4 protein-coding genes are annotated in these 14,484 nt (G+C 73.8%); 1 reads left to right on the forward strand and 3 read right to left on the reverse strand.

Annotated features, from left to right (window positions below; translation table 11 throughout):
* From J7I94_RS19615 to J7I94_RS19625, 3 genes are all read right to left on the reverse strand, one after another.
* On the reverse strand, positions 1-776 hold a 776-nt coding region (locus J7I94_RS19615; protein WP_215168442.1), incomplete at its 3' end, for a beta-ketoacyl synthase N-terminal-like domain-containing protein.
* Positions 777-806: 30 nt separating this feature from the next.
* Positions 807-10,253, reverse strand: a complete 9,447-nt coding sequence (locus tag J7I94_RS19620; RefSeq protein WP_215168443.1) for a type I polyketide synthase — start codon at positions 10,251-10,253, stop codon at positions 807-809.
* A gap of 20 nt (positions 10,254-10,273) precedes the next feature.
* Positions 10,274-11,104 carry a hypothetical protein gene (locus J7I94_RS19625; RefSeq protein WP_215168444.1) on the reverse strand — a complete coding sequence of 277 codons (831 nt, stop codon included), beginning with the start codon at positions 11,102-11,104 and terminating at the stop codon, positions 10,274-10,276.
* A 222-nt stretch (positions 11,105-11,326) separates the two neighbouring features.
* Here J7I94_RS19625 and J7I94_RS19630 point away from each other — a divergent pair, with 222 nt between their 5' ends.
* On the forward strand, positions 11,327-14,482 hold the full coding sequence (locus tag J7I94_RS19630) for an amino acid adenylation domain-containing protein (protein ID WP_215168445.1): 3,156 nt from the start codon (positions 11,327-11,329) through the stop codon (positions 14,480-14,482).
* Positions 14,483-14,484 lie beyond the last annotated feature (2 nt).

A 14,484-nucleotide genomic window follows, 5' to 3' on the forward strand; every position in this document is an offset into this window, starting at 1 on the left:
AACGCCTTGCACCGGCCGTCCACGGCCAGCCCCCGCTGACGGCTGAACTCCAGGAACATGCCGGGGCTGGCCATCACGGTCGCCCCGCCGGCCAGCGCCCGGTCGCACTCCCCCCGGCGCAGCGCCTGCACCGCGAGGTGCAGGGCCACCAGCGAGGAGGAACACGCCGTGTCCACCGTGACCGCCGGGCCCTCAAGACCCAGCGTGTACGCGATACGCCCGGAGGCGACGCTGGAGTGCTTGCCCGTGAGCAGGTGGCCCTCGAAGCCCGCGGGCGCGCGGTGCAGCGGGCCCGCGTAGTCCTGGGCGAAGGCCCCGACGAACACGCCGGTCAGGCTGGACCGCAGGGAGTCGGGGAGGATGCCGGCGCCTTCCAGCGCCTCCCAAGACGTCTCGAGCAGCAGCCGCTGCTGCGGGTCCATCGCCAGCGCCTCACGCGGCGAGATCCCGAAGAACTCCGCGTCGAAGTCCCCGGCGCCGTACAGGAACCCGCCCTGCTTGGTGTACGTCGTGCCGCGGTGTTCCGGGTCCTGGTGGTACAGCCCCTCCAGGTCCCAACCGCGGTCGGCGGGGAACTCGCCGACCGCGTCGCGGCCCTGCGTCACCAGGTCCCACAGGGCGCCGGGGGTGTCCACCCCGCCGGGGAACCGGCATGCCATACCGACGATCGCGACCGGCTCGGGGTGCTCGAGGGCGTGCAGCCGCTCCCGGGTCTTCCGCAGATCGACGGTGACGCGCCGCAGGTACTCGACCAGTTGCTGCTCGTCGTTTGCCACGTGTGCCAACCCCTCGGAAAGTGTGTGGACTCAAGCGAGTTCCTGGTCGATGAAACTGAGCAGCTCGCCGACCGAGGCCGTCTCCAGATGCGCGGTGTCGCCGCCCTCGCGGCCGGGGCGGGCCATCCGCGCCGCCAGGGCCTTCAGACGTGTCTCGAACTCGGCCCGCAGCTCCTCGCCGTCGGGCACATCGGTCAGCGCCGTCTCCAGCTTCTCCAGTTCCGCCAGGCCCGCGGGCGGCGCCTCGGCGGGTGCCAGTTCGGCGTGCAGGTGCCGGGCGACGCGCGCCGGCGTCGGGTGGTCGAAGAGCAGTGCGGGGGCCAGCCGCAGGCCCGTCGCCGCGATCAGCCGGTTGCGCAGTTCGACGGAGGTGAGGGAGTCGTAGCCCAGGTCCCGGAACGGCAGGTCCACGTCGACGGTGGCCGCGCCGCCGCGCCCCAGGACCACGGCCGTGTGCTCGCGTACCAGGTCCACTACGGCCCGCTCCTGTTCCGATCGCGGCAGTTCGGCGAGCCGTCGGCGCAGGTCCGGCGGGGCGGCGGTGGCCTGCCGCGGTGCCGCGAGGGGCACCAGGGACCGCAGCACGACGGGTGCGCCCTCCCCCTGGGCCCGGATCGCGGACAGGTCCCAGGCGGTCGGCACCAGGGTCGGCTCGTCGAGTGCGAGCGCCGCGTCGAGCAGCGCGAGGCCGTCCGGTGTGCTCAGCGGCACCAGGCCCGAACGCTTCATCCGCGCCCGGTCGGCCTGGCCGAGCACCGAGCCGCCCATGCCGTCCTCGTTCTGCCACCAGCCCCAGGCCAGCGACACCGCCGCGAGTCCACGGGCCCGGCGCTGCTGGGCCAGTGCGTCCAGGTAGGCGTTCGCGGCGGCGTAGTTGGCCTGGCCGGGGCCGCCGAGGGTGCCCATCACCGAGGAGAAGAGGACGAACGCGCTCAGGTTCTGGTCCGCGGTCAGCTCGTGCAGGTTCTCAGCGGCCAGTGCCTTGGGGCGCAGCACCCGGTCCAGGCGCTCGGGGGTCAGATCGGCGACCACTCCGTCGTCCAGGACGCCTGCGGCGTGCACGACCGCGGTCAGCTCCACGCCGTCGAGGACCGCGGTGAGCGCGTCCCGGTCGGCGGCATCGCAGGCCACGAGGTCCACGTGCGCGCCGAGGCCGGCGAGTTCCGCGACGAGTTCGGCGGCCGCGGGGGCTTCGGCGCCGCGCCGGCTGGTCAGCAGCAGCCGTCGTACGCCGTGTTCGGTGACCAGGTGGCGTGCGGTGGCCCGGCCGAGCGCCCCGGTGGCGCCCGTGATCAGCACGGTGCCGCTCTTGTCGTGCGTGCCGTCGGCGAAGGGCGCCGGCGGCATGGTGAGGACCACTTTGCCGAGGTGCCGGGCCTGGCTCAGGTACCGGAAGGCGTCCGCGGCCCGCCGTACGTCCCACACGGTCACCGGCAGGGGACCGAGCGCGCCCCTCGCGAAGAGGGTCATCAACTCGGCGAACATCGCGGCGATGCGCTCCGGCGCCACCTCGAGCAGATCGAACGCCTGGTAGCCGACGCCGGGATGGTCCTTCGCGACGGCGTCCACGGCACGGATGTCCGTCTTGCCCATCTCCACAAACCGGCCGCCCGGGCCGAGGAGACGCAGGGACGCGTCCACGAACTCACCGGCCAGCGAGTTGAGCACGACGTCCACCCCCGGGGCGAACCGCTGCTCGAACTCCAGGGTCCGCGAGGAGGACAGCTGGTCCTGCCCCAGTCCCAGGTCCCGCAGCGCCGACCACTTGCCCGTCCCGGCCGTGGCCCGCACCTCGGCGCCCAGATGGCGGGCCAGTTGGACGGCGGCCATCCCCACCCCGCCCGCGGCGGCGTGGATCAGCACCTTCTCCCCGGGGCGCAGCCCCGCCAGCTCCTTCAGGGCGTAGTACGCCGTGAGGAACACCAGCGGTGTCGCGGCGGCCTGCGTGTCGCTCCACCCGTCGGGTACGGGGGCCAGCATGCGGTGGTCGGCCACCGCGGTGGGACCGAAGGCGCCGGGGAACATGCCCATCACCCGATCGCCCGGCGCGAGCCCGGTGACCTCGCCACCGACCTCGGTGACCACGCCCGCGCCTTCCTGGCCGAGCAGTCCGGCCTCGCCCGGATACATCCCGAGGGTGCTGAGCACGTCGCGGAAGTTCACCCCCGCGGCGCGGACGGCGATCCGTACCTGGTGCGGGGCGAGCGGCTCGGACACCTCCGGGCAGGGCAGCAGCGCCAGCGCGTCGAGGGTGCCCCGCCGGGGGGCCGAGAGGCGCCAGGCGTCCGTCCCGGCGGGTGGGACGAGACCGGTCGGGCGGGTCAGCCGCGGTACCCGCGCACTGCCGCGGCGCAGGGCCGTCTGCGGCTCGCCGGTGGCGAGGGCCGCCGCGAGCGCGGCGTACGACTCCCGCGTCCCGTCCACGTCCACCAGCGCGAACCGGCCCGGGTGTTCGGACTGCGCGGAGCGCACCAGGCCCCATACGGCGGCCGCGTCGGGGGCGGGCGTCTCGCCGGGCTCGGTGGCGACGGCGCCGCGGGTCACCACGACGAGGCGTGCCTCGTCCCCGGGTGCCACGCCGAGCCAGCCCTGCACCAGGGTCAGTGCCTCCTGTGCCTGTGCGGCGACGCCCACGGCGACATCGGCGGGGAGCGCCACCGGCTTCGTCCCCGCGGCCGCGAGCGCCGCGCCGAGTGCGTCGACGGCGGCCGCACGGTCCCCGGCGGTCGTGGCGGCGTACAGCGCGACCTCTGTCAACGGGCGTTCGTCCAGGGGGCGTTCGGGCCAGTCGATCCGGTGCAGCGCGTCCTGTGCCGGGCCGCGCAACTGGCCCGCGGTCACCGGGCGCAGGACCAGTTCGTCGATCGTGGCGACCGTGCGTCCCTCGCCGTAGACGGTGACGGCGACCGTGTGCGCTCCGGTGCGCCGCAGCCGTACCCGCACCGTGTCCGGGCACGGTGTGTGCTGTGTGACACCGGTGAAGGAGAACGGCATCAGCGCGCCGCCGCTCTCGGCCGCGAGGTGCGCGACACCCGCGTGCAGCGCGGCGTCGAGCACCGCGGGGTGCAGGCCGACCGGCTGCGCCGGTGCCTGGCGGGGCAGACGCACGTCCGCGAACACGTCGTCGCCGCCGCGCCAGGCCGCGCGCATCCCGCGGAACGCCGGGCCGTACCCGTGGCCGAGCCGGTCGAGCCGGTCGTACAGCTCGTCGGCCGGCGTCGCCTCGACGCCGGCCGGCGGCCACGGCCCCAGCCAGGCGTCGGCGGCGGTCTCGGAGGCGCTGTCGAGGAACCCGTCGGCGTGCCGGGTCCACGGCATGTCGGCCCGCGGCCGTGAGCACAGGGTCAGCGGGCGGCGGCCGTCCTGTTCGGCTCCCGCCACCAACTGCACCGTGACGGCGCCGGACTCGGGCAGCGTCAACGGGGCGTACACAGTCAGTTCGCCGACGCGCGGGAGGCCCAGGTGCAGTCCGGCGTGCAGCGCGAGGTCGACCATCGCGGCGCCGGGCAGCACCACCGACCCGTGCACCGCGTGGTCGTTGAGCCAGGGCTGGGCGCGCCGGGACAGGCTCGCGGTGAAGAGCACTTCCCCGGAGAGGGCCGACTCCACCGCCGCCCCCAGCAGCGGATGGTCCGTCGCGGTGAGCCCGAGCCCCGTGGCGTTCGCCGCGGCCCGCGCGGGCGCCAGCCAGTACCGCCGGCGTCGCAACACGGTCGCCGGAAGATCCACGCGCCGGGCCCCGGCGAACCGTCGCGCCCAGTCCACGGCGACCCCCCGGGTGTGGGCTCGGCCCAGCGCCTCGGCCAGCGTCGCGCTCTCGTCGCGGTCGGCGCGCAGGGTCGGGACGAAGGCGGCGTCACCCTCCTCGGCGAGGCAGGCGTCGCCCAACGCGGACAGCACGCCGTCCGGCCCGGCCTCCAGGAAGGTGCGGGCGCCCTCGGCGTACAGCCTGCGCACCGCGTCGTGGAAGCGGACCGGGGCCCGTACCTGGGTCACCCAGTAGTCGGCGTCGAACTCCGTGCGCGGTTCACCGGTGACCGTGGAGACCAGCGGGATGCGCGCCGTGTCGTACCGCAGGGTCCTCGCGACGGCGCGGAAGTCCGCCAGCATGCCGTCCATGAGGGGCGAGTGGAACGCGTGGCTGACCCGCAGCCGTTTGGTCCTGCGCCCCTGGTTCCGCAGTTCGTCGGCGACGGCGGCCACCGCCTCGTCCGTGCCGGAGACCACGGTCGCCCGTGGGCCGTTGAGTCCCGCGATCGAGACGTCGTTCTCGCGCCCGGCCAGCAGCGGCGCCACCTCCGCCTCGCTCGCCTCCAGCGCCACCATCGCACCGCCCTCGGGCAGCGCCTGCATCAGCTTGCCCCGGGCCGCGATGAGCGCGCACGCGTCGGCGAGGGACAGCACGCCTGCCGCGTGCGCCGCGGCGATCTCGCCGATCGAGTGCCCGGCGACGAGGCCGGGGCGTACCCCCCAGTGTTCGAGCAGCCGGAACAGGGCCGTCTCGACGGCGAACAGCGCGGTCTGGGTGTACGCGGTCCGGTCCAGCAGCGGCCGGCCGTCCGGGCCGGTCTCGCCGTCGAAGACGACGGCGCGCATCGGCCGGTCCAGATGCGGGTCCAAGTGTGCCCAGACCTCTTCCAGGGCCTGCGCGAACACCGGTTGGCTGTGCGCCAGTTCGCGCCCCATCGCCAGGCGCTGGGCGCCCTGGCCGGTGAACAGCAGGGCGAGCGGCCCCGGCGTCCCCCGGACCACACCCTGGGCCAGGCCGGGCACGGACGCGCCCTCGGCCAGGGCCCGCAGCCGTTCGACCACCTGCGCGTCGAGCCGGTCGTCCGCCCCGTGCACCAAGGCGGCCCGGTGTTCGTACTGGGTCCGGGTGACGGCGAGCGAGAGTGCCACGTCGGCGGGGTGCGTCTCGGGCCGGCGGACGAGGAGTTCGTGCAGGTGTCCGGCCTGGGCGGCCACCGCTTCGGGGGACTTGCCCGACAGCAGCCAGGGCACCGGCCCGAGCGGGTGCCGGGCGGGCTGCTCGGGAGCCCGGGGTGCCTGCTCCACGATGAGGTGCGCGTTGGTGCCGCTGATGCCGAAGGACGACACGGCGGCCCGGCGCGGCCGGCCGGTGCGCGGCCAGGAGACCTGCTCGGTCAGCAGCGCCATGCCGCCCGACGACCAGTCGACGTGCGGGGTCGGCTCGTCGACGTGCAGGGTGCGCGGCAGGACACCGTGCCGCATGGCCAGCACCATCTTGATCACACCGCCGACTCCGGCGGCGGCCTGGCTGTGGCCGATGTTCGACTTCAGCGAGCCGAGCAGCAGGGGCCGGTCGGGGGTGTGCCCGCGTCCGTAGGTGGCGAGCAGGGCGCCCGCCTCGATCGGGTCGCCGAGGGCGGTGCCGGTGCCGTGCGCCTCGACGGCGTCCACCTCGTCGGCACTCAGGCGGGCGGCGGTCAGCGTCTGGCGGATCACGCGTTCCTGGGAGGGGCCGTGGGGTGCGCTCAGGCCGTTGCTGGCGCCGTCCTGGTTGACGGCGCTGCCACGGATCACGGCGAGCACCGGGTGGCCGAGCCGTGTCGCGTCCGAGAGCCGCTCCAGCAGGAGCATGCCGGCGCCTTCGGCCCAGGCGGTGCCGTCGGCCGCGGCCGCGAACGCTTTGCAGCGGCCGTCCGGCGCGAGACCGCGCTGCCTGCTGAACTCGACGAACATGCCCGGATTGGCCATGACCGTCACACCGCCGGCCAGGGCCATCGTGCACTCGCCCTGCCGCAGCGCCTGCGCCGCGAGGTGTACGGCGACCAGCGACGAGGAGCAGGCCGTGTCGATCGTGACGGCGGCACCGCGCAGGCCCAGCGTGTAGGCCACCCGGCCGGAGGCGACGCTCGGGGTGTTGCCGGTCAGGAGGTAGCCGTCGGCACCCTCGACCGGTTCGTGCAGGCGCGGTCCGTAGTCCTGCGCCATCGCGCCGACGAACACCCCGGTGCGGCTGCCGCGCAGCGACGCCGGGTCGATGCCGGCCCGCTCGACGGCCTCCCAGGAGGTCTCCAGGAGCAGCCGCTGCTGCGGGTCCATGGCGAGTGCCTCGCGCGGCGAGATGCCGAAGAACTCCGGGTCGAAGCGGTCGGGGTGGTCCAGGAACCCGCCCTGGGCGAGATAGGTGCGTCCCGGCCGGTCCGGGTCGGGATCGTACAGCTCCTCCAGGTTCCAGCCCCGGTCGGTGGGGAAGTTCCCGATCGCGTCCACTCCCTGGGTGACCAGCTCCCACAGGTCCTCGGGCGATGCCACCCCGCCGGGGTAGCGGCAGCTCATCGCGACGATCGCGATCGGGTCGTCGCCGTGGGCGGTCCGCGTGCTCTCCTGGTCGGCACCGTCGGGGTCCGTCCGCCGCCCCGCCGAGCGCAGGTGGTCGATCAGCGCCTCGGGCGAGGGGTGGTCGTAGACGAGCGACGCGGGCAGGTCCAGGCCCGTCGCGGCGCACAGCGAGGCGCGGAACTCGATGGCGGTGTGCGAGTCGAACCCCAGGTCCTTGAAGGTGCGGCCGAGATCGACCGCGTCAGGGGTGGCATGGCCGAGCGCGAGCGCCACCTGGGTGCCGACCAGCTCGCGCAGCAGCCGGTCCTGGTCGGTCCGGCTCAGTGCGGCGAGCCGGCCGGGCAGCGTGGCGGGCGCGGTGTCCGAGGGCGCGCCGGTCCGCGGAGCGGGGGTCTCCGAGACCGGCGCGCCGGAGGGCCGTCCGGTCGCCGCGGCGAGGGGACGGCCGGCCTGGGGCAGCGTGTCCAGCCAGTGGCGCTCACGCTGGAAGGCGTAGGTCGGCAGCGTGGTGCGCCGCGGCTCGTGGGCGGCGAACGCAGGGCCGAAGTCGACGTGGGCGCCGTGCACATGGAGTCCGGCGAGTGCGGTGAGGAACGTACGGGCCTCGGGCCTGCCGTCACGCAGCGCGGGTACCAGGGCGGCCGGGTGGTCCTGCGTGCCGCCGTCGAGGCCCGCGCGGACCATCGGGACGAGCACGGCGTCGGGCCCCAGCTCCAGCCAGCGCGTGACGCCCCGCTCGGTGAGCGTGCGCACCCCGTCGGCGAACCGTACGGCGCCGCGCACATGGCGCACCCAGTACTGGGGTGAGCACAGCCGGTCCCCCGCGATCTGCCCGGTGAGGTCGGAGACGACCGGGATCCTCGGCGCACGGTAGGTGAGGCCCCGGGCGAGGTCCCCGAACTCCCGCAGCATGCCGTCCATGTGCGCCGAGTGGAACGCGTGGCTGGTGCGCAGTTCCCTGGTCCTGCGGCCACGGTCACGCCAGTGCCGGGCCACCGCGTGCACGGCGTCGCGGTCGCCGGAGACGACTACGGCGGCGGGCCCGTTGACGGCCGCGATGCCGGCCCGCGCCGCGTACGCGTCCAGGGCAGCGGCGACCTCCTCCTCGCCGGCCTCGATGGCGACCATGGCGCCGCCGGCGGGGGCGTCCTGCATGAGGCGTCCGCGGGCCGCCACCAGCGAGCAGGCGTCGGGCAGATCGAGGACACCCGCGGCGTGGGCGGCGGCCAGCTCACCGACCGAGTGGCCGATCAGCGCGTCGGGGACGACGCCGAACGCGTCGGCCGCCAGGCGGTACAGGGCGCTCTCCAGGGCGAACAGGGCCGGCTGTGTGTAGCGGGTCTGGTCGAGGGCCGCGGCCGGCGCCGTGCCGGGCGCGGCGAACAGGACGTCGCGCAGGGGGAGTTCGAGGTGCGGGGCGAAGTGGTCGCACGCCTCGTCGAGGGCGTCGGCGAACGCCGGGTAGGACGCGTACAGTTCGCGTCCCATGCCGGGGCGCTGGCTGCCCTGCCCGCTGAAGAGGAACGCGGTCGAGCCCGCGGGGGCTGCCCGGCCCGTGACGGTGTGGGCGGCGGCCGCGCCGTCGGCGACGGCACGCAGCCCCAGGTCGAACTCCGCCGCCGTCTCGGCCAGGACCACGGCCCGGTGGTCGAACACGGTCCTGCCGGTGAACAGCGAGTGCCCCACGTCCGCCGGGCGCCGGTGCGGGTCGGTGGCCACGAAGTCGCGCAGCCGGGCCGCCTGGTCGCGCAGCGCCGCCGCGCTGCGGCCGGACAGCAGCCACGGCACCGGGCCGGACGGTGCCGCCGCGTGGGGCGTGGTGGCGCCGGCGGTGCCGGTGCCGGTTTCCGGCGGGTCGGCCAGGACCAGGTGGCAGTTGGTGCCGCCCATGCCGAAGGAGCTGACGCCCGCCAGCAGCGGCTTGTCCGGGTGGGGCCAGGGACCGAGCCGGTCATGGACGCGCAGGTTCAGTTCACCGAAGGGGATCAGCGGGTTGGGCCTACGGAAGTTGAGGCTGGGCGGGAGGCTGCGGTGACGGATGCTCAGCGCGGTCTTGAGGAGTCCGACGATGCCCGCCGCGCCCTCCAGATGCCCCACGTTGGTCTTCGCCGAGCCCACGAGCAGCGGGTCGCCGCCGGTGCGCGGCGTGCCGAGCACCCGGCCGAGCGCGGCCGCCTCGAGCGGGTCGCCGACCTTGGTCCCGGTGCCGTGCAGTTCCACGTACTGCACGTCGGCGGGGTCCACCCCGGCACGCTCGTACGCCGTGCGCAGCACCTGCGCCTGGGTGTGCTGCCCGGGCACGGTCAGCCCGTCGGTGGCGCCGTCGTTGTTCACCGCGCCGCCGAGGATGACGCAGTACACGGGGTCTCCGTCCGCGAGCGCGCGTGCGAGCGGTTTGAGGACGACGAGGCCGCCGCCCTCGCCCCGGACGTAGCCGTTGGCCCGCGCGTCGAAGGTGAAGCAGCGGCCGTCGGGCGACAGCCCTCCGAAGCGGGCCATGCCCACGGCGCTGTCCGGTACGAGATTGAGGTTCACCCCGCCGGCGAGCGCGACCTCTGACTCCCCGCCGCGCAGGCTCTCGCAGGCGAGCTGGACCGCGACGAGGGAGGACGACTGGGCCGTGTCGACGGTCATGCTGGGGCCGCGCAGCCCCAGGGCGTACGAGACACGGTTCGCGATGATGCCGCGGTGCAGCCCGGTGACGGTGTGCGGGCCGGTGTTCCCGATGCCCTCGCGGTGCCACAGGGTGGCGTAGTCGTCCCAGATGGCGCCGACGAAGACACCGGTGCGGCTGCCGCTCAGGGAGCCCGGCACGATGCCGCCGTCCTCCAGGGCCTCCCAGGCCAGTTCGAGCACGAGGCGCTGCTGCGGGTCCATCGCCGCTGCCTCCCGGGGGGAGATCCCGAAAAAGCCCGCGTCGAACGTGTCGACGCGGTCGAGGAACGCGCCGAAACGGGCGTTCGCCGTGGCCGGCTCCCGCCGGGTGACCTCCGCGTGGTCCCATCGATCGGTGGGCACCTCGGCCACAGCGTCGGCGCCGCTGCGCAACAGGTCCCAGAAGGCGGCCGGTCCGGGCGCCTCGGGCAGCCGGCAGGACAGTCCGACGACCGCCACGGCGTCGCCGGTGCGCGGGGGTCGAGGTGCGGTGACGGAGTCTCGTGTGCTCGGCATGGCGGTCTGCGTCTCCCGGACTATGTGTGGAGCAGGTCGGAAACCGTGGCCGCGATCTTCTTGTCGGCCAGCATGGTCGCGTGCTCGACGTCGAACGCGAGTTCCCGGCCGACGGAGACCTGGTCGGCGCCCACGCCGGCGGCCCGGATCCCGTTGAGGCCGCTCGCGGGGCTGGAGGAGCTGATCGCCGTCGCGGACCGCCACCGTTCGAAGGGGTCCAGGTCTCCGGCGGCGGCGAGGTAGCCCATGAAGGACCCGAAGGCGTCGAAGAGTTCCGCACGCCGGGTGCGGTCGAGTCCCGCGCGGGTGAAGGCGGGCTCACCGACCTCCCGCACCAGCCGGGTCAGCCCTTGTTTGAGCGGCCCCACCTGCGGAGTTCGCTCGTAGCAGCGGCGCCCGGCGTCCCGCGCGGCCTCGATGTCCTCGGCGGGCAGCACGGACGACATGAACCCGACGATCTTCTGGAACTGCCACAGCAGGGTCTGGGCGACCGTGATCTCGGGGTCGAAGAGGAGCAGCAGCGGCTCACTGCCCTGGAGTTCGGCGACGCGCTCGGCGAGCGTGGCGGCGAACACCGAACCGGCGCAGTACCCCATCACCGCGCGCACCTCCGGACGCTCCCGCGCCACTTTCCCCGCCCAATGGTCCACGTACTCCTTTCCCGACCATTCGGCAGCCGCTTCGACGGCCGGCGGAATGGATTCCCAAACGGTCAGGTCGGTCGTGAGGTTGGCGACCAGATCCGAGAAACGTGCCTCCGGCCTGCCGGTCGTGTCAAAATCCACGGCAAGCACGACCGCGCCCGAATCGTCACCGTCCGCCAGCACTTTCCACTCGCCGGACTCACTCATCGAAACTCCTCGGTCGAGAGAACATCGGCCCCGGTTCGGGAGCGTAGAGGGGGCCGTCGGACGGGTGCGAGGTTTCCGATCCCCTATCCATCCCCTATCGTTCCCGGCTCGGGTGGCAAGGGGCGAGGTCCGCCGGATTAGGGGTACTGGCCACCTCGTGTTCCTCCTACGCTCGGGCGCAGTCGTCCCCGCCGTCGCAGCAGCCCGCATCTGGAGGATTCCGTGAACCGTACGGCGAATATCGCGCCGCATTCGGCCTCGTGGCCAGAGCGCGAGCTGACCCTGGCCGGCCGGAAGGAAGAGGCGCTCTGGCTTCTTGAGCGGCTCGCTCCCGAGAGCGCACCCAACAACCTGCCGCTCGCTTTTCAAGTGGACGGCAGGCTCAGCATTTCGGCGCTTCAGGAAGCATTCACCGTCCTCCTTCGACGCCATGAGGTCCTGCGCACCGTCTATTTCGCCGCCGGCGCCGATCTGACGAAGACCGTGCTGAGTTCCGAGGAATTCAGGGTGGACATCGAGGAGGTCGACGACTTCGCTCCCGCGCCGGATCGCCTGGCTGAGTCTCTGACGCCTTTCGTCGCCCGCCGGTTCACCTTCGACGGACGCCCTCTGGTACGGGCCGCGCTGCTTCGCCATCCCGGCGGGGACGTCCTGTGTTTCGTGTTCCACCACCTCGTCTACGACACGATCTCGAGCACCGTCCTCCTCGAAGAACTGACCTCCGCCTACGAGAGCACGGTCCAGGGCCAGGCGCCGGACGCCGGCCTGCTCGTGCCGGCCCGGATCCTGCGGGAGACCGAGCCGAGCGAGGAGAGCGTCGCGTTCTGGCGGGAGCGGATGGCCGGCTTCGACCCGCAGACCCTGGAGCTGCGCGTCGGGACACCCGGGGGGACGGAACCGACGCTGGTCGGCGCCCAGGTCACCCACACGCTGTCGCCCGAGGCGGCGGCGGCCGTCAAGCGGCTCCAGAAGGAGCTGCGTGCTCCCGAGGCGGTCGTCCTGCTGGCCGCCTACTTCCTGCTGCTCGCCGCGCACGGCGCGGGCCCCGACATCACCGTCGGATCACCGGTGAACGTCCGGCCCCCCGAGGCGCAACGGGCCATCGGCTACCACGTCAACGTCCTGCCGCTGCGGGTCCGGGTGGACCACAGCGAGAGCTTCCGGTCGCTGGTGCGCACCACCCGGGACACGTTCTTCGACGCGCTCGTGCACTCCCAGGTGCCCGTGGACAGCATCTCGGGCCTGGTGCCACGCGCGAACTCCTCGTGGCGGGACACCCTGTTCCGGCATCTGTTCAACTACGTACCGGACTTCGGGCTGCCCGACTTCGACATCGCCGGTCTGCGGGCCAGGCCGCTGGTGGCGCGCAACGGCTTCAGCAAGTTCGACCTCGAGTTCTTCGTGATGTCGTCCGACAGCGGCCTGCGCCTCATCGCCGTACACGACGCCACCGTGCTCGCCCATGACGATGTCAGCGCACTGCTGCACCGGTACGAGGCCCTCCTGCTGTCGTTCGCCGGGAGCGGTCCGGCGACGGAGGTGCCGACCGGGGAGCTGAGGATCTGGGGCGAGCGGGACCACGAGGTCGTCGCGGCGGCCAACGCGACGAGCGCCCCGCTGGATCCGGCGAGCGTGCTGGAGGCGGTGCACGGGCACGCGAGCACGGCGCCGCTGCGGGTGGCGGTGCAGCACGGACCGCGTGCCGTGACCTACCGCCGGCTCTGGGACGCGGCCGAGGCCACCTGCGAACTCCTGCGGGAGACCGGCGTCACCACGGGAGACGTCGTGGCCGTCGCCGCGGCCCGCAGTCCCGAACTCGTGGCCGCAGTCCTCGGCATCTGGCTGGCGGGCGGAGCCTATCTGCCGGTGGACCCGGAGCATCCGGCCGAGCGGGTGTCCTATCTGCTGTCCGACTCCAGGGCCGCGGTACTGCTCAGCGACCCGGGGTTCGACAGGACGGCCGGAAGCGGCATGGCGGCCCTGCGGCTGGTCCCGGTGGACGGGCCCGAGTCCCAGGGGTCCGTGGGCGAGCTGCGCCGGCGGCCCGCCCCCGACGATGCGGCGTACCTGATCTACACCTCCGGTTCGACGGGGCGTTCCAAGGGCGCGCTGATCACCCACGCCGGACTCGCCAACGTCGCGGCCCACTTCACCGAGCAACTGGGCGCGAGCAGCGACGACGCGATGCTGTGGATGACGACCTTCGCCTTCGACATGGCAGGCATCGAGCTGCACGTGCCGCTGTACTCCGGCGGCCGTATCGTGATCGCACCGGACGAGGCACGGACCCGGGGCGAAGTGCTGCGCGAGCTGATCGACCGCTACGAGCCCAGCATCCTCGAGGCCACCCCCACCACGTGGCGGCTGGTCCTGGACCAGGTCGCCGACCGGCTCGCGGGCCGCCGGGTCATCTGCGGGGGCGAGCCCGTCCCGGTCTCGCTGGCCCGTAGCCTCGTGCGGACCGGCTGCCAGGTGCATCACGCCTACGGGCCCACCGAGACCACCATCTGGTCGACGTCCTGCGTGGTGCCCGAAGACCTCGGTGATCACCTGGACGTGGGCCGTCCGATCCGCAACACCCAGGTCATGGTGCTCGACCCGAACGGTCGTGAACTGCCCGTCGGTGTCCGGGGCGAGGTGTGCATCGCCGGCCGCGGGGTGGCTCTCGGCTACCACGGCCGGCCCCTACTGACCGCGGACCGGTTCCGGGAGCACCCCGTGTACGGCCGCTACTACCGGACCGGGGACCTGGGCCAGTGGCGCGCGGACGGCAGTCTCGAACTGCTCGGCCGGGCGGACCGGCAGGTCAAGCTGCGCGGCAACCGGATCGAGCTGGGCGAGGTCGAGGCGGTCGTGCTCGGCCATCCGCGGGTGCGCGCCGCCGCCGCGCTCGTGACCGGCGATCTCAGTGCGGACGCCCGGCTCGTGGTGTTCGTCGAGACGACCGGCGAGGCGGACATCACCGGCGAGCTGTGGGAGCACGCGCGGGCCACCTTGCCGCGGTCGGCGATCCCCCAGGACTTCCTCGTCGTGGACGCGCTGCCCACCAACGCCAACCAGAAGGTCGACTACATCGCCCTGGCCCGTCTCGCCGGCGAGCGCGCGCCCGGGCGGGGCACCGCCGGGGCCGGACCGGAGCCGGCCGACGAGGTCGTACGTGAACTCCTGGCGCTGTGGCGCCGGTTGCTCGACCGCGACGACGTGACGGCGACGACGAACTTCTTCACGCACGGCGGTCACTCGCTGCTGGGCGCGCAACTTCTGCAGCACGTCGAGCGGTCCCTGGACGTCTCGGTGAAACTGGCGGACCTGTTCTCCGCCCCGACCCCGGCCGGCCTGGCCGAGCACATCCGCAGTGTGCGCGGCGGCGCGCAGTGACG

Origin of the sequence: Streptomyces sp. ISL-12, from assembly GCF_018614415.1 — a bacterium.
GTDB lineage: Bacteria > Actinomycetota > Actinomycetes > Streptomycetales > Streptomycetaceae > Streptomyces.